The following is a 23,522-nucleotide window of genomic DNA, read 5'->3' on the forward strand; positions in this document are numbered from 1 at the left end:
GGGCTTTTTCATGCAATCAAGCTACAGGTCTTACTGACCCTGCCAGCGTTTCAGCACCAGGGTGGCGTTGGTGCCACCGAAGCCGAAGCTGTTGCTCATCACGGTATCGATTTTTGCATTCTCGACAGTCTTGGTCAGGATTGGCATATCCGCCACAACCGGATCAATCTCGTCGATGTTGGCTGAGCCGGCCATGAAGTTGCCTTCCATCATCAGTAGGCAGTAGATCGCTTCGTGAACGCCGGCGGCGCCCAGGGAGTGACCGGACAGGCTCTTGGTAGAGCTGATGGCCGGGGCCTTGTCGCCGAATACCGCACGCACGCCTTCCATTTCCTTGGCATCGCCGACCGGAGTCGAGGTGCCGTGGGTGTTCAGGTAGTCGATTGGGGTGTCCACGGTGGACATGGCCATCTGCATGCAGCGGATGGCGCCTTCACCGCTTGGGGCAACCATGTCGTAGCCGTCGGAGGTCGCGCCGTAGCCGACGATTTCCGCGTAGATCTTGGCGCCACGGGCCAGGGCGTGCTCCAGCTCCTCGACCACCACCATGCCGCCACCGCCGGCAATGACAAAACCGTCACGCTTGGCGTCGTAGGCGCGGGAGGCCTTTTCCGGGGTTTCGTTGTACTGGGTGGACAGTGCACCCATGGCGTCGAACAGGAACGACTGGCTCCAATGTTCTTCTTCACCGCCGCCGGCGAACACGATGTCCTGCTTGCCCAGCTGGATCTGCTCAACGGCAGTCCCGATGCAGTGAGCGCTGGTGGCGCACGCGGAGGAGATCGAGTAGTTCACGCCCTTGATCTGGAACGGCGTGGCCAGACAGGCCGAAACGGTGCTGCCCATGGTCCGTGTGACACGGTACGGGCCAACGCGCTTCACGCCTTTTTCGCGCAAGATGTCCAGCGCTTCCATCTGGTTGAGGGTCGATGCGCCGCCGGAGCCGGCGATCAGGCCGGTGCGTACGTTCGATACCTGGTCGTCGCTCAGGCCGGAGTCGGCGATCGCGTCTTTCATCGCCAGGTAGGCGTAGGCGGCAGCGTGGCCGACGAAGCGATAGATCTTGCGATCGATCAGTTCTTCGAGGGGCAGGTCGATGGAGCCGGAAACCTGGCTACGCAGACCCATTTCGGCATATTCCGGGTTGAAGCGGATGCCAGGGCGACTTGCACGCAGGTTAGCGGTGACGGTCTCTTTGTCATTGCCCAGGCAAGAAACAATGCCCAGACCAGTGATAACGACGCGGCGCATGCGGATAACCCTTAAAAGTTGTCAGTGGAAGTGAATACGCCGACCCGAAGGCCTTCGGCAGTATAGATCTCGCGACCGTCGACGCTCACCGAACCATCGGCGATGGCCAGGTTCAGCTTGCCCTTGAGGACGCGCTTGATCTGAATGTTGTAGGTGACTTTCCTGGCGGTCGGCAGGACCTGGCCAAAGAACTTCACTTCGCCCGAACCCAGGGCGCGACCGCGGCCCGGCAGGCCTTGCCAGCCCAGGAAGAAACCGACCAGCTGCCACATGGCGTCAAGGCCCAGGCAGCCCGGCATCACAGGGTCGCCTTCGAAATGGCAGGCGAAGAACCACAGGTCCGGGGTGATATCCAGCTCGGCGACCAATTCACCTTTGCCGTACTTGCCACCCTCTTCGCTGATATGGGTGATGCGATCCACCATCAGCATGTTCGGGGCGGGCAGTTGCGCGTTACCTGGGCCGAACAGCTCACCGCGACTGCAGCGCAGCAGATCTTCCCGAGTAAAGGCGTTTTGTTTGGTCATGCGAGCTCCTCAATAATCCCATGCGGCAGGGTAGGGCAAATCTTCCCGAACCGAATGAAGCGTTCATGCCTCATGCCGGCAGCCTACACGTAGACTATTGCGTTGTAGTGAAAGTCACAGCGGCAAGGTACTGAATGTACACTTGTTCACTGAAATTTTAAACCGGGCCCGTTTATGGGCCCGTTCGGGTGCCTAAGACTGCCGCACTTTCGTCTTTCACGCCAGTCGGAGTTGGCTGATGGCGCGGCGCTATTGCACCCAGCGCTGCAGGATTTGCTGCAAATCCGTACGTTTGAACGGCTTGGCCAGGTAATCGTTCATTCCGGCTGCCAGGCAGGCTTCACGGTCGCCCTGCAACGCGTTGGCAGTCAGGGCGATGATTGGCAGGTCGGCGCAGCCCGGCAGTTGACGGATCTTGCGGGTGGCCTCGTAGCCGTCGATCAACGGCAGCCGGCAATCCATCAGGATCGCGGTGAAAATCAGGCTCTCGGCACTGCGGATCGCTTCGGCACCATCGGTGGCCAGGCTCACTTCAAAGCCCAGGCTGCGCAACATGGCTTCGACCACGGTGCGGTTGACCGGGTTGTCCTCCACCAGCAATACATGGCGACCAGCGCCGGCGTTGGCTTTGCCGTCGGCGCCTTGCGCGATGGCCGGCACGCTCTGCTGGTCGATGGCCAGGGGAATTTCCAGAGTAAATACCGAGCCGCGGCCTTCTTCACTTTGCGCGCGCAGGGTGCCGCCCATGCGTTCGGCCAGGGTACGGGCGATGGGCAGGCCGAGGCCGGTGCCGCCGTAACGTCTTGAAATGGAACTGTCGGCCTGCTGGAACGCGTCGAACATCAACTCCAGGCGTTCGGCGGAAATCCCGATGCCACTGTCGCGCACGGTGCAGGTGAACCACACCAGTTCATGGTCAAGGGTCTGCCAATGGGGTTCGACACTGACGCTGCCCTGCTCGGTGAACTTCAGCGCGTTGCCGATCAGGTTCACCAGGATCTGGCGGATTCGCGTCGGGTCGCCCTGCACGCGCAAGGCGTCCAACCCCGGGGGTATCGACAGTTTCAATGCCAGCCCGCGCTGCTGGGCGCTGTGCTGGAACGCCTGGGCGCAGCTGTTGATCAGGTCCGCCAGGTTGAACGGAATATGCTCCAGTTCCAGGGCAGCGCGTTCGATGCGCGAGAAGTCGAGGATGTCGTTGATGACCTTGAGCAAATGCTCGGTGGACTCGGAGGCCAGCGCCGCGTACTCGGCCTGCTCCTCGGTCATCTCGGTGGTTTCCAGCAACTGCAACATGCCCAGCACGCCGTTCATGGGCGTGCGCAGCTCATGGCTCATCATCGCCAGGAAATCCGACTTGGCGTTGTTGGCGCGCTCGGCCTCTTCGCGGGTCTGGATCAACTGGGCCATGGCCTGCTGCTGTTCGCGGCTGGCCTGGTTGAGGCCTTCGGCCAGGTTATTGATGTGTCGCGACAGGTCGCCCAGTTCCGAGTCGTCCACGATCGGCAGCGGCGTCTTGTAGTCACCTTGCTGGATGGCTTTTACCGCGTGGCCCATGGCGCTGATCGGCTGAGACAGGCTGGCGGCCAGGCGCCGCGCGAGCAGGAAGGTAAACAGAAGGGCGAACAGCGCCAGGATGCCGGCCTTGAACAGGATTTCCTGCTGGCGCTGGCTGAATGCGTCGTTGGACATGCCGACGATCACCCGGCCCAGGTAGTCGGCCCGCGGTGCCTTGGGTTCGTTGAGGTTGTCCTGGAAAAAATCATTGCCCAACTGGATGTGTTGCAGGCGAATCGGTGCCTGGAACACTTTGACGGACAACGAACGGTCGTGTTTTTCCGACGGTTGCTCGACATACACCAGGATGTTCTCGCTGCTGTCCTGGATCTCCAGGAACCGCACATGGGGCGTAGCGAGCGTGGCGCGCAGCAGGCTGTCGAGCACTTCGTTGTTGCCGGAGATCACCCCGTACTCGGTGGCGGGCGCCAGTTGGTTGGCGATCAACTGGCCGGTGTGGTCCAGTTCCTGGCGCAAGTCCTGGATCCGCACGAAGGTGAAAAAGCTGATCAGCAGCAACGTCAGCAACAGCGCCGGGCCCAGGGTGATGAGCTGGGTGCGGGTGTTGATGTCCCAACGACGGCGCAAGGTCATGGGCGTTTTTCTCCTTCGGCCAGGCGGATCGCGACGCCGGCTTCGTCCACCTGTTCGATCCCCAGTGAGCGCGCGACTTGCGGGTTGCCCACGACTTTGAAGTGTTCCGGGTACAGCGAGCGCGGCCAGTTGGCCGGCGGGTGGTCGAGCAAACGGTCAAGCACGGCCAGCCAGTCGGTCTGGTCGCTGTAGGTGCTGGCCAGGCTGCCGGCCCGCACAAAGCCTGCATTCGGGCCCACCAGCGGCAATTGCTGGGCATAGCTGCTCAGCAACAGGTTCTTCGCGGTTTTCGAGTTGTACAACTGCGGGTCATCCAGGCCGAGCAGCACGTCACTGTTCCTGAACAGGTTTTGCAGCGGGCGGCTGTCATTAATGTTGTCCCAGAGCTGTGGCACGATTTCCAGGCCGAGGGGTGTGGCGTGCTGGCGCAGTTCGGGCAGCAGGAACTCACTGTCGGCGCCGTAGAGCACGCCGATGCGCCGCGCCTGGGGCAGGATGGCGGCGATCAGGCGCAGTTGGCGTTCCAGCGGTGGGTCGCTCCACAGCAGGCTGATGTGCGGGTGAGGTGTGGTGCCCAGGCGTTGATGGGCCTGCAACCTGCTGATACGCAGCACCAGGGTCGGCGGGCCCTGGGTCTCCTGCAGGCGCCAGTCGAGGCTGGGCAGGTCGAGCAGGATCAGGCGTGTGTTGGCCGGCAGTCGACCAGGGGCTGGCAGGTTTTTGAGCGGGGTGAAGGTGATGCGGTCTTCGGGGCGTTGCTGGGCCAGGGCCTGGGCAAAGGCCTGGACGCCAGCGCCGTCTTCGGCAGCGGTCAGCAGGATCTCGGCACTCCAGGCCGGCGCGGCAGACAGCAGGCAAGCGAACAGCACAATGCGTCGCCAGAGCGTGTAGATAAAAAAGCAGGTCATCCGTGACGAGTCGCCCATGTCAGAACTCTAACTCTGCGCTGAAGTAGAGCACGTGGCGATGGTCATAATTGTTATCGGCCCAGGTGGTGGGCTGGTGATCCAGGCGTTCTTGCAACATGCCAGCCAGCTCCACGTTGGCTTTGCCCAGGGCAATGCGCTTGGCCACCCGCAGGTCGACCCGTTCGAAGCGATATTGGTTGAGTGCGTCATCGCCGTAGTAGAACAGCGCGCTGGACCAGCCTTGGCCCCATTCACGCAACCAACCGGCAGAGCCACTGTTGCGTGCGGTCTGTGCCTTGTCCCGCGGGTTGCTGGTGCTGGCATCGACATAAGCATAGGTCAGCCGCAGGCGGTCGGCGTTGCTCACGCGCCAGTCGAACTGGGTTTCGGCACCGGTGAAGCGTGCGCTGTTGGCGTTGCTGGCAATGTACTGGTTATTGCGCAGCGGCGAACTGATCATGTCGGTAATTTCGTCGTAGAACAGTTTCACGTCCATGTTCAGCCCGATGTCGGCAAAGAAGCCGTTGTACCCCAGTTCCCGCGACTTCATCATCTCTTTATCGAGGTTTCCCGGCCCCCGCGTCTTTACGAAGTATTGCCCGGTGGTCTGACCGTAGGCCGGGGAGCTGAGGTTGGTGACGCGATAACTCCAGTTGACGTTGTTCTCGAACATGTCCGGCGAGCGGATGGCTTCGGAGTACACCGCGCGCAAGCCATGGCGCGGGTTGATCAGGTAGTTGACCGCTACCCGTGGCGTCAGCGAGTTGCCGCTCAGGTGCGTGTCTTCATACATGGCGCCGCCTTGCAGCAGCCAATGTTCGCTGGCGCGCCATTCCAACTGGCCGAACAGGCGCCAGGTGGTGTCGTCCAGGGTGCCGTTGAAGTAGGTATCGGAGTCGGCGCGGTCGTAGCGGTAGTTCATGCCGCTGACCAGGCGCAGGCTGTCGGACAGGCTGAGGGTGTCCTGGATTTCCAAGTCATAGCGACTTTCGCGGGTGCTCTGGTCGATGTCGCCGCACACGCTTTGACTGGCACCGTCGCGCCACTGCTGCAACACCTGGTTGGCCAGCGCTTGCTCGGCAGCGCTACCCGGCGGCGCGCTGCCCTGGCTGTAGGTGTCCATGTGACGGGCCAGCAGCTCGGCGTAGTTGGGGTTCATCTGCCACAGCTGGGTCAATTCCGGGCTGAACGACACCTTGGCGTCGCAGGCCTTCCAGATTTGCCGGCGATCCCACTGCTGGGCCGAGCCCTGGATGTAGAGGCTGTGTTCAGGGTTGAAATCGAAATTCCAGCGCAGCGAGCCGGCGTAGTCCTTGGCCGTGACGTCGGAGTTGTTGCCACCTTCGGTAATCCCGGCGAATACCGGGCTGTAGGTATACGGACGTTGGTTGGTGCCTTCCTTCGCATCCAGTTGCCAGTCGATGCTCTGCTGCGCGTTCAACGTCTGGCTCACCGCCAGGCTGAAGCGATTGAGACGACGCCCGTCGCGGCGGTCGGCGCCAGCGGCGTCGCTGTCGAACCCATCGTCCTGCTGGCCGGACAGCGACAGGCGCAAATCGCCGGTTTCCCAGCCGATGCCCTGGCTGGCATAGAAGTCATTGATGCCACGCTCGCCACGCACCACTTTGACCCGTGTGCCGTGGCTGTTACCCGGCGAGCGCGTGAGAATGTTGACCACCGCCATCAAGGCATTGGCGCCGTAGCTGACGGTGTTGGGGCCGCGGAAGACTTCGATGCGCTCGATATCTTCCATCGCTACTGGAATGTCGCTCCAGTCCACGGTGGCCAGGCCGGCGCGGTACACCGAGCGGCCGTCGATCAGCACCTGCATGCGCCGCGCATCGCTGGCGCTGGTGCCGTGGTAGTTCACCGCCGCCTGGTTGCCGGAGGTGTAGCCGACCATCATCCCCGGCACCAGGCGCAGCAACTCGCTGATATCCCGCGCGCCGCTGGCCTTGATCAACTCGCTGTCGATCACAGTCATGCTGCCGGGCACTGCGGCGGCCGATTGCTTGAGACGCGTGGCGGTCAATACCTGGGGCAGCGGCTGGCTGTCGAGGAACAGGTCGTCGGCCATGACAGGCGCACTGCACAGCAGCATCAACCACAGAGATGAACGGGGAGGAGGGCCCAAATACACGGCACGGCCTTGATAATTACGGATAGCCGCCCATGTTAACTGAGGTGGGGCCATTTGCCAGTCGCCGAACTTGCAATTACTTCATGTAAGTGTGGCATTTTCCGACAAGCGCACGAATTGATACGGGGGCTGGCCGCCGACGGGTCGGCCCGTATAATGCCGCCATCGCCACTGGTATGGATTAACGGATTGCATATGACTGAACAGCGCCCTATCGCGGTCCTGGGAGGCGGAAGTTTTGGTACCGCCGTGGCTAATCTGCTGGCCGAGAACGGTCATGCTGTGCGCCAGTGGATGCGCGATCCCGAACAGGCCGAGGCCATTCGGGTGCACCGGGAAAATCCGCGTTACCTCAAAGGCATCAAGATTCATCCGGCGGTCGAGCCGGTTACCGACCTGCTGGACACTCTCACGGCCTGCGACCTGTGCTTCGTCGCGCTGCCGTCCAGCGCCTTGCGCTCGGTGCTGGCGCCCCACGCCGAACGCCTGGCGGGCAAGTTGCTGGTCAGCCTGACCAAGGGCATCGAAGCGCAAACCTTCAAGCTGATGAGCGAAATTCTCGAAGAGATCGCGCCCCAGGCGCGTATTGGCGTGCTGTCCGGGCCGAACCTGGCGCGGGAAGTCGCCGAGCACGCGCTGACCGCCACCGTAGTCGCCAGTGAAGACGAAGAGCTGTGCGAACGGGTCCAGGCTGTATTGCACGGCCGTACCTTCCGGGTCTACGCCAGCAGCGACCGCTTTGGCGTCGAGCTGGGCGGTGCGTTGAAAAACGTCTACGCGATCATCGCCGGCATGGCCGTGGCGCTGGGCATGGGCGAGAACACCAAAAGCATGTTGATTACTCGCGCCCTGGCCGAGATGACCCGCTTTGCGGTCAACCAGGGGGCCAACCCGATGACCTTCCTCGGGCTGGCGGGCGTGGGCGACCTGATCGTCACTTGCTCCTCGCCGAAAAGCCGCAACTATCAGGTCGGGTTCGCCCTCGGCCAGGGCCTGAGCCTGGAAGACGCGGTCACGCGCCTGGGCGAAGTGGCCGAGGGCGTCAATACCCTCAAGGTGCTCAAGGCGAAGGCCCAGGAAGTCGGCGTGTATATGCCGTTGGTCGCCGGGCTGCACGCGATCCTGTTCGAAGGGCGCACCTTGAACCAGGTCATCGAGTTGCTGATGCGCGCCGAGCCCAAGACCGATGTCGACTTTATTTCCACCAGAGGTTTCAACTGAGGAACGCGTCATGAACGATCCGCAAGCAGCCCCCAAGTACGAATCCATTGCCCTGCGCATCCTGTGGATGCTGGTGTTTGCCCTGGTTTGGCAGGTGGCGCAGTTCCTGCTCGGCGCGCTGGTGGTGGTGCAACTGATCTACCGCCTGGTCTATGGCGCCCCGAACCTGGGCCTGATGAACTTCGGCGACAGCCTCAGCCAGTTCCTGGCGCAGATCGGTCGTTTCGGCAGCTTCCATACCGAGCAAAAGCCGTGGCCGTTCGCCGACTGGCCGACCCCGCGCGCACCCGAGGGCGAAGCCGCCCACAGCGTGCCGCCGGCGCCGCACCCGGTGCGTGATGAAGAGCCGAAACTATGAAGTTGTGGATACTGCGCCACGGCGAGGCCGAAGCGCATGCGCGCACCGATGCCGAACGCAACCTCACCGAGCATGGCCGTGGCGAAGTGTTGCGCAGTGCCGCGCACCTGATCGGCCAGCCCCTCAGCGCGATTATCGCCAGCCCCTATGTGCGGGCGCAGCAGACCGCGCATCTGGTGCGTGATGCGTTGGGCTTCGAGGCGCAGATTCGCACGGTGCCCTGGCTGACGCCCGATGGCAGCCCGTTGCAGGTGCTGGAAAAGCTCGACACCGACGACAATGTGCTGCTGGTCAGCCATCAGCCCCTGGTGGGCAGCCTGATCAGCTTTCTGCAGCATGGTCATCAGCGCCAGCCGCAGCCGATGCACACCGCCAGCCTGGCGGAACTGGAAGGGGATTTCCCGCTGGCGGGGCTGATGAGCCTGGTCAGCGTGAAGAATCCGTAGGCGTTATCGCGGCTTTGTGTGTGCTATCCCAAAGGCGTGATGCACAGGTTCGGCGCGCTGGGGTTTGCCGTCACCCGTGGCACCGAATTATTCGGGCTGGGGGAGGGCGACCGCCTGCTGTCCTACCTGCCGCTGTGCCATGTGGCCGAGCGCATGTTTGTGGAAATGGCGGCGATCTACACCGGGCAGACAGTGTTTTTTGCCGAAAGCCTGGAGACGTTTCTGACCGACCTGCGCAGGGCACGTCTGACCGCCCTGTTTGGCGTACCGCGTATCTGGACCAAATTCCAGATGGGCGTCTACGCCAAAATCCCGGAAAAACGCCTGGACACCCTGCTGCGTCTACCCTTCATCGGTAAGCGCGTGGGCCACAAGGTGCTCGCTGGGCTGGGCCTGGACGTACTGGAGGTGTATGGCATGACCGAGAGCTGCGGCTACTCTCATGTATGTCGCCCCGGTCAACAGTCCATCGGCTGGATCGGCCTGCCGTGCCCTGGTGTCGAGGTGCGCATCGATCCTGCGGGCGAAGTGCAAATGCGCAGCGGTGCGACCATGCTCGGCTACTACAAGGACCCGCACAAAACCGCTGAGACCATCACCGCCGACGGCTTTCTGACCCCGACGCTCAAGATCAAACGCAATGTGATCGAATCGACCTACGGTGAACATTTCCAGACGTGGAGCGAGCGTTCCGAAACCTTTCTGTGGCAGGATTAGGGCCATCATAAAACCAACAAGGACAACCGCATGAGCCTGTGGCGCACTCAACCGAATATTGACCAACTCAATGCGATCCAGAAGAACACCATCGGTGAATTGCTGGATATCCGTTTTGAAAGCTTCGATGACGAATCGCTGACCGCCAGCATGGTGGTCGACCATCGCACCCATCAGCCTTATGGCTTGTTGCACGGTGGCGCATCGGTGGTCCTGGCCGAGAGCGTCGGCTCCATGGCCGCCTATCTTTGCATCGACGCGAGCAAGTTCTACTGCGTGGGCCTGGAGATCAACGCCAACCACCTGCGCGGTGTGCGCAGTGGGCGGGTGACGGCGGTGGCCAAGGCGATCCATATCGGCCGCACCACCCAGGTGTGGGACATTCGCCTGACCAGCGACGATGGCAAGGCCAATTGCGTGTCGCGCCTGACCATGGCGGTGGTGCCGCTGGGCGAGAACCCGCCGGCGCGATAGGCGTGGCGTGAGTGTCATCATTCCTGGCAGTTACAGTCATTGCTGTGGCGGTCGGGGCTGGTGACAATCAATCTCTGTTTTTGTCGATGGATCCGGTATGTCGCAGCATGTGTTTTTCGCCCACGCCAATGGTTTCCCCTCGGCCACCTACGGCAAGCTGTTTGCCGCCCTGGCCCCGGAATATGCAGTGGCGCACCTGCCGCAGCACGGTCACGACCCCAGGTTTCCGGTGGACGATAACTGGCAGAACCTGGTGGATGAGCTGATCCACCACCTGGAGCGGCAGCCGGAACCGGTGTGGGGTGTGGGGCATTCCCTCGGTGGCGTTTTGCATCTGCATGCAGCCATGCGTTGCCCTCAGTTATATCGTGGAGTGGTCATGCTCGATTCGCCGGTGCTGACCCGCGCCGACCGCTGGGTGATCCGTGCGGCCAAGCGCTTTGGTTTTATTGACCGCCTGACCCCGGCCGGGCGCACCCTGGGACGCCGCGAAGAGTTCAGCGACCTGGACGCAGCGCGCAGCTATTTCGCCGGCAAGACCTTGTTCCGTGGCTTTGACCCGGAATGCTTCGACGCTTACCTGCAACACGGCCTGCACCAGGTCGGTGACCGCCTGCGCCTGCGCTTCGACCCGGCCACCGAGATCAGCATCTACCGGGGCGTGCCCCACACCAGCCCTGGCCAGGTGCGCCAGATGAAGGTGCCGCTGGCGGTGGTGCGCGGCCGCCAGAGCCGGGTGGTGATGCGTCACCACGCCAGCGGCGTCGGTCGCCTGCCCATGGGCGAAATGCTCACCATGCCCGGCGGCCACATGTTCCCCCTTGAACGCCCCCAGGACACCGCGACCTTGATCAAGAACCTGTTCTACCGCTGGGAAGCCCGCGAGCGCAGTTGCGCATGAGCACACCGGTCGAAGACGTGCGCCTGAGCCTGCCGCATATCGAGTTGGCGGCCCATCTGTTCGGGCCCGAGGACGGTTTGCCGGTGATCGCGCTGCATGGCTGGCTGGACAACGCCAACAGCTTTGCGCGACTGGCGCCGAAACTCCAGGGCTTGCGCATCGTTGCACTGGATATGGCCGGGCATGGGCATTCGGCGCATCGTCCTATCGGCGCCGGTTACGCCTTGTGGGATTACGTGTACGACGTGCTGCACGTCGCCGAGCAACTGGGTTGGAAACGTTTTGCATTACTTGGCCACTCCCTCGGCGCCATCGTTTCCCTGGTGCTGGCCGGTGCGCTGCCGGAACGGGTGACGCACCTGGGATTGATCGACGGGGTGATCCCGCCCACTGCCAGCGGTGACAACGCCGCCGAACGCTTGGGCATGGCGTTGCAGGCGCAATTGAACCTGCAGGACAAACGCAAGCCGGTCTATAGCACCCTGGATCGAGCGGTCGAGGCGCGCATGAAAGGCGTGGTGGCGGTCAGTCGCGAAGCCGCGGAACTGCTGGCCCAACGCGGTCTGATGCCAGTGCCGGGCGGTTACACCTGGCGCACCGACAGCCGCCTGACCCTGGCTTCGCCGATGCGTCTGACCGATGAGCAGGCAATGGCTTTCGTGCGGCGTGTGGGTTGCCCTACACAGTTGGTGGTCGCGGCTGATGGCATGCTGGCGAAACATTCCGAATTGCTTTCCCAGCTACCCTTTACCGTGACCACGCTGCCAGGCGGCCATCATTTACACCTGAATGACGAGCCCGGCGCGGTCCTTGTTGCAGACTGTTTCAATCGGTTCTTCTGCGCGCCTTGACTTGGGGCGGTCAACTGCCGAGGCTGGGCGGATTGAAAGGGAGTCAACCATGAACTACTTCAACACCGCTGTGACCGCCGATGGCCAGGGCTCGTTGATCCTATGAGCGTGCGTAACGGATGTATCCGTATCCTGGGCTTGGGCCTGCTGAGCCCACTGGTATTTGCCGCCGACATACCGGGTAGCCAGGACCTGCCCACCGTGGCCCGCCAGGTCGACGCGCAAATCGTCGACTACCGTCCCACCGAAGAAAAAGAACGCATCTACCCCATGGGTGCCATCCGCAAGATCAGCGGCCAGCTGCGTTATGAAGGCCAGGCCACCGCACGGGGCCAAGCCACCGCCATCACCTATGAATTACCTGCCGAACACAGCTCCAGTGCTGCATTTACTGCGACGCGCGAAGCGTTGCAGGCGAAGGGCGCGCAGTTGCTGTTCTGGTGCCAGGCCCGGGATTGCGGCGAAAGCAGCCTGTGGGCCAATGAAGTGTTCGGCAACGCCAAGTTGGTCGGCGCCGACGGCCAGCAGGAATACCTGCTGCTGCGCCTGGCAGCCCCCCAGGAAAACTCCCTGGTGGCGCTGTATGGCATCACCCGTGGCAACCGTCGCGCCTATCTGCACGTGGAGCAACTGGACGCCAACGCGCCGCTGGCCGACCTTCTGCCCACCTCCGCAACGCTGCTGCGAGAGCTGAAAAGCACCGGCGAGCTGGATTTCCCCGCGCTGGGCGGCGACCCTGACGACACCTGGCTGACCCTGATTTCCCGTGGGTTGAACCTTGATACCACCTTGCGCGTCAGCCTTACCGGCCCGAACGCCGAAGCCTGGCGCCAGGCCCTGGTCGACAAAGGTGTGCGCGCCGCGCGCATGGAAACCGGCTCCGCTGAAACCAAAGGCCTGCACCTGCATCTGATACGCTGACCGTTACAAGGCGAACGGACCCGCGCCGTTCGCCTAAGCTCTATTCCTACAGCCTTCTTCTAGAGATACTCCATGCTCAATAACGATCGCCTACTGGTGCAAATCCTGCTGCTGGTGCTGTTCGGTGCCAGCTTCTGGGTGATGGCGCCGTTCTGGTCGGCGCTGTTCTGGGGCGCGGTACTGGCATTTGCCAGTTGGCCGTTGATGGTCCTGCTCACCCGCTGGCTGGGGGGGCGCGAATCCCTGGCCGCCGGCATCCTGACGTTGGGTTGGATGCTGCTGGTGGCGCTGCCGCTGGTGTGGCTGGGCTTCAACCTCGCGGATCACGTGCGCGATGCGACGGCGTTGATCAAGGATATCCAGGTTGACGGCCTGCCGGAGGCACCTGCCTGGCTCGGCTCGATCCCCTTAGTCGGTGAGCGGCTGGTGGCCATGTGGGACAGCATTGACCAACAGGGCGCGGCCTTGATGGTCAGCATCAAGCCCTACCTGGGGCAGGTCGGCAATTGGTTGTTGGCGCGCAGTGCGCAAATCGGTGGTGGGATTCTAGAACTGACCCTGAGCCTGGTCTTCGTGTTCTTTTTCTACCGGGACGGGCCGCGCCTGGCGATGTTTGTTCACCGCCTGCTGGAGCGCTTGATCGGCGAGCGTGCCGGCTATTACATCGAACTGGTGGCCGGCACCGTGCAGCGCGTGGTCAACGGCGTGATCGGCACGGCCGCCGCCCAGGCCCTGTTGGCGCTGATCGGTTTCCTGATCGCCGGGGTGCCGGGTGCGCTGGTGCTGGGCATCGTCACCTTCCTGCTCAGCCTGATTCCCATGGGCCCGCCACTGGTGTGGATCCCGGCCACGGCGTGGCTGGCCTGGAAGGGCGATTACACCTACGCGGTGTTCCTCGGCGTGTGGGGCACGTTCATCATCAGTGGCGTGGACAACGTGCTCAAGCCTTACCTGATCAGCCGCGGCGGCAACCTGCCGTTGGTCATCGTGCTGCTCGGGGTGTTCGGCGGCTTGATTGCCTTTGGTTTCATCGGCCTGTTTATCGGCCCGACCCTGCTGGCGGTGGCCTACAGCCTGTTGATGGACTGGAGTGCAACCCAGGCCCAGGGGCGGCGGGAAGACAAGCCGCTCTAGACGCGTGGTAACCACATCACGGCGGTCAAACCACCGCCGGGGGTTTCTTCCAGGTGCAGCCGACCGCCGAGGCGTTCCGCCGCTTCCCTGGAAATCGTCATGCCCAGGCCGACCCCGCCAGAGTTGCGGTTGCGTGAGCCTTCCAGCCGATAGAATGGTTCGAACACCGCCTCACGCTGGTCGGCGGCAATCCCGGGGCCATGGTCGATGACACGGATGACCAGCGCCTCGCGGCTGTCTGTCAGCTCGATGCGCGCCGAACCGGCGTACCGCAGGGCGTTGTCGATCAGGTTGTTGAGGCACGATCGCAAGGCCATCGGCTGCACTTGCAGCGGTGCGCAGGTCCCGCCGAACTGCACATCGGAACCCTGGTCCTGGGCGTTTTCGCTCATCGACTCGACCAGCGCCTGCACGTCCAGCCAATGCCGGGTTTCGCTGGTGCGTTGTTCGTGCAGGTAGCTCAGGGTCGCGTCGAGCATGCCGATCATGTCGTCCAGGTCCTGGCGCATCTGGCCTTGCAGCCGGGTGTCTTCGATCTGTTCCAGGCGCAGCTTCAGGCGTGACAACGGGGTGCGCAGGTCATGGGAGACGGCGCCGAGCATACGGGCGCGTTGGCTGACCTGCTCGCGGATGCGTCGCTGCATCAGGTTGAAAGTCGACGCCGCTTGCTGTGCCTCACGCGGGCCAGATTCGTCGAGGGGCGGGCTGTCGAGGTCCAGGCTCAGGCGCTCGGCAGCTTCGCTCAGGCGCTGGATCGGCCGGCTCAGCAGCTTGGCACCGTACCAGGCGGCGATGATCAACGAGATGAACTGGAACGTCAGTGGCACCACCGGGCCACCAAACCATGGTCGCTTGTGCCTGGCCAGGTGTTTCATCGTGCCGTCCGGCTGCTCGACAAACGTCTCCTGAGGCGGCGGCGGAGGCGGGCCGTAATAGCGAAACCAGGAAATGGCCAGCACATGAGCCAGCACAATCGCCACCAGCAACACGCCAAACAGTCGACCGAACAGCGTGTTGAAGGCGTTGCGCATCAACCGATATCCCGGGCGTCGAACAGATAGCCTTCACCCCGCACGGTCTTGATCAATTGGGGCGCCTTGGGATCATCCCCGAGTTTTTGCCGCAGGCGCGACACCAGCAAATCGATGCTGCGATCAAAGGCTTCGATGGAGCGGCCACGGGCGGCATCCAACAGTTGTTCGCGGCTCAACACCCGGCGCGGACGTTCGATGAATACCCACAGCAGGCGAAACTCCGCGTTGGACAGCGGCACCACCAAGCCATCGTCGGCGACCAGTTGGCGCAGCACGCTGTTGAGGCGCCAATTGTCGAAGCGGATATTGGCGCGTTGTTCGGTACGGTCGTCACGCACACGGCGCAGGATGGTCTGGATGCGCGCTACCAGCTCACGGGGTTCGAAGGGCTTGGACATGTAATCGTCGGCGCCCAGCTCCAGGCCGATGATGCGGTCAGTGGGTTCGCAGCGGGCGGTGAGCATCAGGATCGGGATATCCGATTCCGCGCGCAGCCAGCGGCACAGCGACAGGCCGTCTTCGCCCGGCAGCATCAGGTCGAGCACCACCACGTCGAAGGTTTCGGCCTGCATGGCCTGGCGCATCGCCGTACCGTCGGTGACGCCGCTGGCGAGAATGCCGAAGCGGGCCAGGTAGTCGATCAGCAGTTCACGGATCGGTACATCGTCGTCAACGATCAGCGCGCGGGTGTTCCAGCGTTTGTCGTCGGCGATCACCGCGCCTTTTTGCTCGTCGTTCATGGAGACGGAAGGGGTATGCATAGTGCGATCATCTGCCCTGTTGTTGCGCTCAGCATAGGCGCCCAGCCCCATGGCTGGAAGTGCTGGTCGGTGGGTCGTGCAAGCGAGGCTAGCCGTGAGGCGTGTTGGGGGCATGTCGTGAATGTATCGGCTTTGAAATAATTCCCTGAAATGCCCGCTCGATAGCGCTTGGTCAGTATTTACCGATCATCGGATCCCGCAACGCCGCCGCTTGCGCTACAATCCGCGCCGATTTCGACTTGCCTGAGAGCCCATTCCAATGTCCGTCTGCCAGACTCCTATCATCGTCGCCCTGGATTACCCCACTCGTGACGCCGCACTGAAGCTGGCTGACCAGTTGGACCCGAAGCTGTGCCGGGTCAAGGTCGGCAAGGAATTGTTCACCAGTTGCGCGGCGGAAATCGTCGGTACGCTGCGTGACAAAGGTTTCGAAGTGTTCCTCGACCTGAAATTCCACGATATTCCGAACACCACCGCGATGGCGGTCAAGGCCGCCGCCGAAATGGGCGTGTGGATGGTCAACGTGCATTGCTCCGGCGGCCTGCGCATGATGAGTGCCTGCCGTGAGGTGCTGGAACAGCGCAGCGGGCCTAAACCGTTGTTGATCGGTGTGACCGTGCTCACCAGCATGGAGCGCGAAGACCTGGCCGGTATCGGCCTGGATATCGAGCCCCAGGAGCAGGTACTGCGCCTGGCTGCCCTGGCGCAAAAAGCCGGCCTGGATGGCCTGGTGTGTTCGGCGCTGGAAGCCCAGGCCCTGAAAACCGCGCACCCGTCGCTGCAACTGGTGACCCCGGGTATTCGTCCGGCGGGCAGTGCCCAGGATGACCAGCGCCGTATCCTGACCCCGCGCCAGGCGTTGGATGCAGGTTCCGATTACCTGGTGATCGGTCGCCCGATCAGCCAGGCGGCCGATCCGGCCAAGGCATTGGCGGCAGTCGTCGCCGAAATCGCCTGATTTTCGAATGTGGGAGCGGGCTTGCCCCTCCCACATTCAGATCTCCAACATTTAGATCTATGGGTGGTCAGCTGACCTTGAGCACCAACTTCCCGAAGTTCTCACCGTTGAACAGCTTCATCAGCGTTTCCGGGAACGTCTCCAGCCCCTCCACGATATCTTCCTTGCTCTTGAGCTTGCCCTGGGCCATCCAGCCGGCCATTTCCTGCCCGGCAGCGGCAAAGCCTGCGGCGTGATCCATCACCACAAACCCTTCCATGCGCGCGCGATTGACCAGCAGTGACAAGTAGTTGGCCGGACCTTTCACGGCTTCCTTGTTGTTGTATTGGCTGATGGCGCCGCAGATCACTACGCGTGCCTTCAGCGCCAGGCGGCTGAGCACGGCGTCGAGGATATCGCCGCCGACGTTATCGAAATACACATCCACGCCCTTGGGGCACTCGCGCTTGAGTGCGGCAGGCACATCTTCGCTTTTGTAATCGATAGCAGCATCGAAGCCCAGTTCATCCACCAGGAACTTGCACTTGTCGGCGCCGCCGGCAATGCCCACCACACGGCAGCCTTTGAGCTTGGCGATCTGCCCGGCAATGCTGCCCACGGCACCGGCCGCGCCGGAGATCACCACGGTTTCGCCAGCCTTCGGCGCACCGGTGTCCAGCAGTGCGAAGTAGGCGGTCATGCCGGTCATGCCGAGTGCCGACAGGTAACGGGGCAGGGGCGCCAGTTTCGGATCGACCTTGTAGAAACCCCGCGGCTCGCCCAGAAAGTAATCCTGCACGCCCAGGGCGCCGTTGACGTAGTCCCCGACTGCGAATGCCGGGTTGTTCGAGGCAATCACTTTGCCCACGCCCAGGGCGCGCATTACTTCACCGATACCGACCGGCGGGATATAGGACTTGCCTTCATTCATCCAGCCGCGCATGGCGGGGTCGAGGGACAGGTATTCATTGCGCACCAGCACCTGGCCGTTCTGGGGCGTGCCCACCGGGACTTCCTGGTAGGTGAAGGTGTCCCGGGTGGCCGCGCCGACCGGGCGCTTGGCGAGCAGGAATTGGCGGTTGGTCTGGGCGCTCATGGCAGTGACTCTTCTGGAAATGAACCTGAAGTGATAGACCTTGAACGGGCCGGGAGCAAGGTTCACCGAGCGTGCGAATGCCGGTCGATAGGTGTTGCTGATAGTCAGGCGGCGGCTGTTATCACTACGATTCATGCAGCTTCAACCGGCCTTTTGATATTGCTGACGCGTCTGGCGCGGCGTTGGCTAGACTCGACCCACGACTTTCCCTCACAGGACATCCCTCATGAGCATGACGTTTTCCGGCCAGGTCGCCCTGGTGACCGGTGCTGCCGCCGGTATCGGCCGCGCTACGGCACTGGCGTTCGCCGCCGAAGGGTTGAAGGTGGTGGTCGCTGACCTGGACGTTGCGGGCGGCGAAGGCACCGTCGCGCTGATCCGCCAGGCCGGCGGTGAAGCGCTGTTTGTGCGCTGCAACGTCACGCTGGAGGCGGATGTTCAGCAATTGATGGCCCAGACCCTCGCCGCCTATGGCCGCCTGGACTACGCCTTCAATAATGCCGGGATCGAGATCGAGAAGGGCAAGCTGGCGGATGGGACCCTGGACGAGTTTGACGCCATCATGGGCGTCAACGTCAAGGGCGTGTGGTTGTGCATGAAGCATCAATTGCCACTGCTGTTGGCCCAGGGCGGCGGGGCGATTGTCAACACCGCCTCGGTCGCGGGGTTGGGCGCGGCGCCGAAGATGAGCATTTATGCCGCGTCCAAACACGCGGTAATCGGCCTGACCAAGTCGGCGGCCATCGAGTATGCGAAGAAGAACATTCGCGTCAATGCGGTCTGCCCGGCCGTGATCGACACCGATATGTTCCGGCGTGCCTATGAAGCCGACCCGCGCAAGGCCGAATTCGCCGCTGCCATGCACCCGGTGGGGCGCATCGGCAAGGTCGAGGAAATCGCCAGCGCGGTGCTGTACCTGTGCAGCGACGGTGCGGCCTTTACCACCGGTCACGCCTTGGCAGTGGACGGTGGCGCGACGGCTATCTAGGACCTCAGGTCGCCCTCCATTCGAAAAGGCCTGGGAGGGTGTGAGGTTTTTCCATAGCTGGCACGGTGCCTTGTCAGAATGTGTATCAGCAGGTAAATAACTCAATAAAATCAATAATTTAATAAAAGTTGGCGAGCGGCCGACATGGGCTTCTGTGCTTAACTGTCCCGGGTTGAATTACAGACAGTTGAAGTGAGTGGCGCATGGATTTAGGGATCGATCGACAAGCCCTTGTACCGGTGGTGCAGCAAATCATCAGCGCGGTGGCGCAATGGATTCGCACGAGTGGGGCGAGCCCTGGTACACGCTTGCCCTCCGTTCGCCAGGTGGCCCTCGATAACCTGCTCAGCCAGTCCAGTGTGATCGAGGCATTCGAGCGGTTGGTCGCCCAGGGCGTGCTGGTTTCGAAACAGGGGGCGGGTTTCTGCGTGGCCCAGCCACCGACGGTGCACGAAAGCCAGTGGTATGAAGGTGCCGAGCGAGATTGGGGCGCCTTTGCCGATAACCCGTTGGGCGAGCTGAAACTGGGCTGCGGCTGGCTGCCTGATGCCTGGCGCGAAAGCGATGACATCAGCTACGCGATTCGCGAAGTCACCCGCTGCGACACGGCTGCGCTGTTCAACTACAGCACCCCATTGGGGCTTCCGGCATTGCGTGAGCAATTGCTCAAGCGCCTGACACAGGTCCACATCCCCACCCACCTTGACGGCATCCTCACCACGGCGGGCGCCAGCCATGCACAGGACCTGCTGATACGCACCCTGCTCAAGGCCGGCGATTGCGTGATGGTTGAAACGCCGGGGTACGGCAACCTTTATCGGCAACTGGTATTTCATGGTGTGCAACTGCTGCAGGTGCCACGCACCCGTGGCGGGCCGGACATCGCGACGCTTGAGGCCTTGCTGCAGCGTCATCGGCCCAAATGCCTGTTCATCCATAGCCTGTATCACAACCCCACCGGTTCCAGCCTGAGTCGCACCGTGGCGGAGCGTGTGTTGGAGCTGGCGCACCGCGATAACTTTTTGATTATCGAAGAGGACGTGTTTGGCGATCTGCAACACGCCAGTTGCACACGGCTCTCGGCGTTACCCCACGGTGACCGGGTGATCTACGTCGCAAGCTTTTCCAAGACCCTGAGCAGTGCCTTGCGCGTGGGTTATCTCAGTGCGAGCACGGCGATCATCGCGCAATTGGCCAGCCTCAAGACCCTGACCGGCTTCGGGACTTCGCGGTTTGCCGAGGCCGTAGTGGCGACGCTGCTGGCTAATGGCACCTATCGCAAGTGGGTGCAGCGCTTGCGCAAGCGGCTGAGTGCACAAATGGCTGCGACCTTGCAGGTGCTGGAGGATGAGGAATGGGAGGTGTTCGCCAACCCTGCCGGCGGGATGTTCGTGTGGGCGCGGCCAGGGGCTGGGGATCGGTCGCGGTTGCAGGCGTATGCCCGGCGGCTGGGGGTTTTGTTGTCACCGGGGGCATTGTTCAGTCCAACGGATGAGCCGAGTGAGTGGCTGCGAATCAATGTGGCCTATGCTGATGATCAACGGGCACTGGCGTTATTCCGCGCCATGGGACCTGCCAGATCGACCTCGACCATTCTGAAAACGACGAGCGTGTAGCTTTTTGCCATTATTGTGGCGCCAATGACTTGTGTTCGGTGCCTTGTGGTTGCCAATCTCGCTTGTGTAAACCGGGCTTGATGGCATCTGCCATTGCAAGAGGATGCAAGTGCAATGATTTCGGCCGTGCAACGACGCTTCGCCAACCTCGGTATGGCAAAAAAACTGGGCTTGGGCTTCACCCTGGTATTGCTGTTGACCGCTCTGGTCGCGGCCATCGGCGTGTGGTCCCTGCAATCCGTTGGCCAGCGCTTCGAAGGCCTCAAGGCCATGTCGTCGCTCAACAGCGGCTTGCTCAAGGTGCGCCTGATCGAGCAGGACTACGCGTTGCATGCCGACCCCAAGGCCGTCGACGCCCTGCATGAAAGTGTCGACGCCTTGGCCGCGCTCGCGGCGAGCCTCAAGGCCCAGTCGGCGGCCAACGTGCCCGTCATGACGGATGTGGAACAGGCCCTGGCCGCCTACCGCAAGGCGTTCGATGAGTTTGTCGAATTGACCCAGACCAAGGACCTGGCGTTGGAAATGGCCAGTTGGTCAGTGTCCAGCGTGGCCAACAACCTCGATGTGCTGCAGGCCGGGCTGGCTGACGACGGTGCCTATGGCCTCAAGGAAAGCCAGGGCAAGGAGGGCGCCGAGTTTATCGAGCAGGCAGGGCAGGTCAGCCAGGTTTCACGGCTGATGTTGCAAGCCATGAACGAAGCCCACATACGTCTGGACCAGAGCCGCAAGGTAGACGCCGATGACGCCGAGCAAGGCAAGATCGAGCAGGCCGACCAGGCGCTTGCCCAGGTTGAAACACTGAAAACCGCGGTCAAGGACCCCGGTTACCAGACGGTGTTGAATGAGGTTTCCGGGCATATTGCTTCGTTCAGTGAAAAACTCGGCGAGTACACCGGCCTGCTGGCCCAGGAGAAGGTGGTCTACAAGCAGTTGCATGATCGGGCCGAGCAAGTGGTCGGCCGGGTCAACCAGGCGTACGACACTGAAGACCTGTCGATGCAGGCACAGTTGAAGAAAAGCGCGATGCTGATCATCGGCTCTTCGGCCTTGGCGCTGTTGGTGGGGTTGATCGCGGCCTGGGTGATCACCCGCTTGATCGTCGCGCCGCTGCGCAGTGTGATTGCGGTTGCCCAGCAGATCGCGGCCGGCGATTTGAGCGGGCGCATGGAGGTCAGTCGCCGCGATGAGATCGGCCAACTGATGCAGGCGATGCAGCAGATGGGCAATGGCCTGAGCCATATGGTCAGCGGCCTGCAGGCCGGTATCGAGCAACTGGCCAGCTCGGCTCACTCTTTGTCCAGCGTTACCGAACAAACCAATGTCGAAGTCAGTAGCCAGAAAGAAGAAACCGAGCAGGTCGCCACGGCGATGAACCAGATGACCGCTACCGTGCATGACGTGGCGCGCAACGCCGAAGAAGCCGCGCAAGCCGCACAGACAGCGGACGACAAAGTCGACAGCGGCCAGCGGGTGGTGCGCCAGAGTTTGCAGCGTATTGAATTGCTGGCCACCTCCAGTACTAGTGCCAGCGCCAGCATCGAGAGCCTGAGCGCCGAGATCCAGAACATCGGCACTGTGTTGAGTGTGATCAAAAGCGTGGCCGAACAGACCAACCTGTTGGCCCTCAATGCCGCCATCGAAGCCGCCCGTGCCGGCGAGCAGGGCCGTGGTTTCGCGGTGGTGGCGGATGAAGTACGGGCGTTGGCCAAGCGTACCCAGCAATCGACCGAAGAAATCGAGCGGCTGGTCAGTACCTTGCGCAACGCGGCCCAGTCCTCGGTGCAGCAGATCCAGCAAAGCGGCGAACTGGTGAAGCTGGCGGTGAGCGATGCCTTGGAGACCGAGAGCGCCCTGGGCAGCATCGCGGTGGCGGTGTCGCTGATCCAGCAGATGAACCAGCAGATTGCCGCGGCGGCCGAGGAGCAAAGCTCGGTGGCCGAGGAGATCAACCGCAGTGTCACCAGTATCCGTGCCAGTGCCGATCAGTCGGCATTGAGCATGCAGGGCAACGCCGCATCGAGCATTCAGCTGGCGCAGCTGGGCGCGGAACTCAAGGGGATGGTCGGGCACTTCCGCCTGTGATCGCAGCGTTCATGCGGCGATCACAGGGGAGGGCGGTCAGGCGTTGTTGGCGAGGAAGGTCAGCAGGGCTTCGTTGACGAAGTCCGGGTTTTCCCTGGCGCTGATATGCCCGGCTTGCGGGATCAGGATCAGGCTGCAGCCGATCAGGCCGGCCATTTCCTCGGATTCGGCAGGTGGGCGCGGTTTGTCCTGTTCGCCGCACATCACCAGGGTGGTGTCGGCGTCCAGCTTGGGCAACTGTCCCAGTACATCTTCGCGACTGAAGATCAAGCGACCCAGGGGCACGATGCTCTGCAGCAGGCGCTCCTTGGAGTAGCCCTGCAATTGCTTGCGGAAATCCTGATACAGCGCGGATTCGCGGTCGATACCCGGGCGGAAGAAGATCGGCGCGACCACGTCCAGCAACGGCCCGGGGATAGTGCCGGCGTCTTCGATCATCTTGAACAGCGAGAAGTAATACTGGCGCGTGGCTTCGGGCTCGGCACCCAGGTAGGTGTCCATCAGCACCAGGCTGTTGATGCGCTCGGGAGCCAGCAGCGCCAGGCGTGCCCCCCACATGCCGCCGACCGAGAGGCCGACCAGGTTGATCTGTGGAATATCCAACTGGTCCAGCAGGGCCAGGGCCTGGCGCGCGAGGTCGTCAAGGGAGCGGGTTGTTGCGGGCAGCGGGCCGGATTCGCCATGGCCCCACAGCTCGGGCACGATCACCCGGTACTGTTGCGACAGGGCTTCGATCTGCGGCGCCCACATGTCGCGGTCCCACAGGTAGCTTGAGCCCAGCAGGACGACGGGGCCGGAACCCTGGTCGACGTAGTGCAGCGGTTGTCCATCAATGACGGCGACAGGCATAGCGGGCCTCTGACTTCATGGAGTGAGGGGCACTTTTTTACGCTAGTCGGGGGCGGGGGGATAGATGCAAAGTGATGGCATCTTGTGAAGCAGCGAGGTGGTTTGTACTGGCGTGGCTTTTATTGCTGTGGTGAGCGGGCTCACCACAGGCCAGTCTTC

21 protein-coding genes and 2 pseudogenes are annotated in these 23,522 nt (G+C 62.4%); 14 read left to right on the forward strand and 9 right to left on the reverse strand.

All coding sequences use genetic code 11. The annotated features are described in order from the left end of the window. Nucleotides 1-30: 30 nt before the first annotated feature. The 5 genes from fabB to LUU92_RS09420 all read right to left on the reverse strand — a co-directional run bounded on the left by fabB (nt 31) and on the right by LUU92_RS09420 (nt 6,977). Nucleotides 31-1,251, reverse strand: coding sequence for a beta-ketoacyl-ACP synthase I (fabB, locus tag LUU92_RS09400; RefSeq protein ID WP_016974674.1), 1,221 nt, complete (start codon nt 1,249-1,251; stop codon nt 31-33). An 11-nt stretch (nt 1,252-1,262) separates the two neighbouring features. Further along, nucleotides 1,263-1,778 (reverse strand): 3-hydroxyacyl-[acyl-carrier-protein] dehydratase FabA, encoded by a 516-nt coding sequence (gene fabA / locus LUU92_RS09405; RefSeq protein WP_071489573.1) that lies wholly within the window; start codon nt 1,776-1,778, stop codon nt 1,263-1,265. 249 nt (nt 1,779-2,027) lie between these two features. After that, nucleotides 2,028-3,929: an ATP-binding protein gene (locus LUU92_RS09410; protein ID WP_071489572.1), complete on the reverse strand. Its 1,902-nt coding sequence runs from the start codon at nt 3,927-3,929 to the stop codon at nt 2,028-2,030. Continuing rightward, on the reverse strand, nt 3,926-4,855 hold the full coding sequence (locus LUU92_RS09415) for an ABC transporter substrate-binding protein (protein ID WP_071489571.1): 930 nt from the start codon (nt 4,853-4,855) through the stop codon (nt 3,926-3,928). Before LUU92_RS09415 ends, LUU92_RS09410 begins: the two co-directional genes overlap by 4 nt. Before the next feature lies 1 nt (nt 4,856). Continuing rightward, complete coding sequence (locus LUU92_RS09420; RefSeq protein WP_331714616.1) at nt 4,857-6,977, reverse strand: TonB-dependent receptor plug domain-containing protein; 2,121 nt, start codon at nt 6,975-6,977, stop codon at nt 4,857-4,859. Between the two features lie 195 nt (nt 6,978-7,172). On the opposite strand from LUU92_RS09420, the gene LUU92_RS09425 reads away from it, so the two are divergent. The 9 genes and pseudogenes from LUU92_RS09425 to LUU92_RS09465 all read left to right on the forward strand — a co-directional run bounded on the left by LUU92_RS09425 (nt 7,173) and on the right by LUU92_RS09465 (nt 14,000). Continuing rightward, nucleotides 7,173-8,198, forward strand: a complete 1,026-nt coding sequence (locus LUU92_RS09425; RefSeq protein WP_257103504.1) for an NAD(P)H-dependent glycerol-3-phosphate dehydrogenase — start codon at nt 7,173-7,175, stop codon at nt 8,196-8,198. Between the two features lie 10 nt (nt 8,199-8,208). Then, nucleotides 8,209-8,556, forward strand: a complete 348-nt coding sequence (locus LUU92_RS09430; protein ID WP_071489568.1) for a DUF4389 domain-containing protein — start codon at nt 8,209-8,211, stop codon at nt 8,554-8,556. Then, nucleotides 8,553-9,002 carry a phosphohistidine phosphatase SixA gene (gene sixA, locus LUU92_RS09435; RefSeq protein ID WP_257103505.1) on the forward strand — a complete coding sequence of 150 codons (450 nt, stop codon included), beginning with the start codon at nt 8,553-8,555 and terminating at the stop codon, nt 9,000-9,002. The genes LUU92_RS09430 and sixA overlap by 4 nt, the downstream gene beginning before the upstream one ends. Before the next feature lie 27 nt (nt 9,003-9,029). Further along, nucleotides 9,030-9,617: pseudogene (locus LUU92_RS09440) on the forward strand (AMP-binding protein); the annotation flags it as partial. Between the two features lie 132 nt (nt 9,618-9,749). Then, entirely contained in the window at nt 9,750-10,193 is a 444-nt protein-coding gene (locus tag LUU92_RS09445) for a hotdog fold thioesterase (protein ID WP_071489565.1), read from the forward strand. A gap of 97 nt (nt 10,194-10,290) precedes the next feature. After that, a complete protein-coding gene (locus LUU92_RS09450; protein WP_257103506.1) occupies nt 10,291-11,094 on the forward strand; it encodes an alpha/beta fold hydrolase in 804 nt (267 codons plus the stop codon). Continuing rightward, entirely contained in the window at nt 11,091-11,945 is an 855-nt protein-coding gene (locus tag LUU92_RS09455) for an alpha/beta hydrolase (protein ID WP_257103507.1), read from the forward strand. Before LUU92_RS09450 ends, LUU92_RS09455 begins: the two co-directional genes overlap by 4 nt. Nucleotides 11,946-12,047: 102 nt before the next feature. After that, nucleotides 12,048-12,866 carry a DUF4892 domain-containing protein gene (locus LUU92_RS09460; protein ID WP_092247888.1) on the forward strand — a complete coding sequence of 273 codons (819 nt, stop codon included), beginning with the start codon at nt 12,048-12,050 and terminating at the stop codon, nt 12,864-12,866. A 72-nt stretch (nt 12,867-12,938) separates the two neighbouring features. Then, complete coding sequence (locus tag LUU92_RS09465; protein WP_071489561.1) at nt 12,939-14,000, forward strand: AI-2E family transporter; 1,062 nt, start codon at nt 12,939-12,941, stop codon at nt 13,998-14,000. Here the strand turns inward: LUU92_RS09465 and LUU92_RS09470 are convergent. Together LUU92_RS09470 and LUU92_RS09475 are read right to left on the reverse strand one after the other, a co-directional pair. Continuing rightward, nucleotides 13,997-15,031 (reverse strand): sensor histidine kinase, encoded by a 1,035-nt coding sequence (locus LUU92_RS09470; RefSeq protein ID WP_071489560.1) that lies wholly within the window; start codon nt 15,029-15,031, stop codon nt 13,997-13,999. The genes LUU92_RS09465 and LUU92_RS09470 overlap by 4 nt on opposite strands. Further along, nucleotides 15,031-15,795 (reverse strand): response regulator, encoded by a 765-nt coding sequence (locus LUU92_RS09475; RefSeq protein ID WP_058427191.1) that lies wholly within the window; start codon nt 15,793-15,795, stop codon nt 15,031-15,033. The genes LUU92_RS09470 and LUU92_RS09475 overlap by 1 nt, the downstream gene beginning before the upstream one ends. Before the next feature lie 259 nt (nt 15,796-16,054). Between LUU92_RS09475 and pyrF the strand changes: the two genes are divergently transcribed. Next, the gene (pyrF, locus tag LUU92_RS09480; protein ID WP_010211681.1) at nt 16,055-16,753 is read left to right on the forward strand and encodes an orotidine-5'-phosphate decarboxylase; all 699 of its coding nucleotides are present in this window, start codon (nt 16,055-16,057) and stop codon (nt 16,751-16,753) included. A gap of 67 nt (nt 16,754-16,820) precedes the next feature. Here the strand turns inward: pyrF and LUU92_RS09485 are convergent, their stop codons facing one another. Continuing rightward, nucleotides 16,821-17,828: an NADP-dependent oxidoreductase gene (locus LUU92_RS09485; protein ID WP_093123102.1), complete on the reverse strand. Its 1,008-nt coding sequence runs from the start codon at nt 17,826-17,828 to the stop codon at nt 16,821-16,823. Between the two features lie 226 nt (nt 17,829-18,054). On the opposite strand from LUU92_RS09485, the gene LUU92_RS09490 reads away from it, so the two are divergent. From LUU92_RS09490 to LUU92_RS29145, 4 genes and pseudogenes are all read left to right on the forward strand, one after another. After that, entirely contained in the window at nt 18,055-18,816 is a 762-nt protein-coding gene (locus tag LUU92_RS09490; protein WP_092247898.1) for an SDR family oxidoreductase, read from the forward strand. 203 nt (nt 18,817-19,019) lie between these two features. Beyond that, nucleotides 19,020-20,432 (forward strand): aminotransferase-like domain-containing protein, encoded by a 1,413-nt coding sequence (locus LUU92_RS09495; RefSeq protein ID WP_257103508.1) that lies wholly within the window; start codon nt 19,020-19,022, stop codon nt 20,430-20,432. 1,023 nt (nt 20,433-21,455) lie between these two features. Beyond that, nucleotides 21,456-21,653: pseudogene (locus LUU92_RS29140) on the forward strand (HAMP domain-containing protein); the annotation flags it as partial. 18 nt (nt 21,654-21,671) lie between these two features. Further along, nucleotides 21,672-22,514: a methyl-accepting chemotaxis protein gene (locus LUU92_RS29145; protein WP_371322049.1), complete on the forward strand. Its 843-nt coding sequence runs from the start codon at nt 21,672-21,674 to the stop codon at nt 22,512-22,514. A 36-nt stretch (nt 22,515-22,550) separates the two neighbouring features. Here LUU92_RS29145 and LUU92_RS09505 read toward each other — a convergent pair whose 3' ends face one another. After that, on the reverse strand, nt 22,551-23,363 hold the full coding sequence (locus LUU92_RS09505; protein ID WP_222541342.1) for an alpha/beta fold hydrolase: 813 nt from the start codon (nt 23,361-23,363) through the stop codon (nt 22,551-22,553). Nucleotides 23,364-23,522: the final 159 nt, after the last annotated feature.

The organism is Pseudomonas extremorientalis (genome assembly GCF_024584605.1).
Taxonomy (GTDB): Bacteria; Pseudomonadota; Gammaproteobacteria; order Pseudomonadales; family Pseudomonadaceae; genus Aquipseudomonas; species Aquipseudomonas extremorientalis.